Below are 723 nucleotides of genomic sequence, written 5' to 3' on the forward strand. Positions count from 1 at the left end.
CGAGAAATACCAGCTCAAACCCCGCGACTGGGCCACCGCCGAACGCGAGGGCACCACCATCGCCCCCCTCATCACCCGCCTCAACACCATCCGCCGCGCCCACCCCGCGCTGCACCGGCTGAGGAACCTCCGCTTCCACCACACCGACAACGACGCGCTCCTCGCGTACAGCAAGCGCGCCGGGTCCGACGTCGTCCTGGTGGTCGTCAACCTCGATCCGCACCGCACCCAGGAGGCCACGATCTCGCTCGACATGCCGCAGCTCGGCCTGGACTGGCACGAGACCGTGCCGGTCCACGACGAACTCACGGGACGGACCTATCACTGGGGCCGGACGAACTACGTGCGGCTCGAGCCCGGACTGGCCCCCGCCCACGTCTTCCACGTCCGGCGGCCGTCCGCCGGCGCGCCGCAGAACGGAGGGGCAGGAGCCTCATGAGCGTCAACGAGCCCGTGCCGGACACTTTCGAGGACACCCCCGCGGGGGAACGGCAACCGGACTGGTTCAAACGAGCCGTCTTCTACGAGGTCCTCGTCCGCTCCTTCCAGGACAGCAACGGCGACGGGGTGGGCGACCTCAAGGGCCTGACCGCCAAACTGGACTATCTGCAATGGCTCGGCGTCGACTGCCTCTGGCTCCCGCCCTTCTTCAAGTCGCCCCTGCGCGACGGCGGGTACGACGTCTCCGACTACACCGCCGTCCTGCCCGAGTTCGGCGACCTC

Annotated in this window: 2 protein-coding genes; both read left to right on the forward strand. The window is 69.0% G+C overall.

Features of this window, described 5'->3' with window-relative positions:
• Positions 1 to 439 (forward strand): DUF3459 domain-containing protein (locus tag IG88_RS0137805; protein ID WP_031051450.1); only part of this gene is annotated, 439 nt, incomplete at its 5' end.
• A partial coding sequence (locus tag IG88_RS0137810) for an alpha-amylase family glycosyl hydrolase (protein WP_031051453.1) occupies positions 436 to 723 on the forward strand: 288 nt, incomplete at its 3' end. The genes IG88_RS0137805 and IG88_RS0137810, both read left to right, overlap by 4 nt.

The organism is Streptomyces sp. NRRL F-5650, from assembly GCF_000721365.1.
Lineage (GTDB): Bacteria > Actinomycetota > Actinomycetes > Streptomycetales > Streptomycetaceae > Streptomyces > Streptomyces ardesiacus.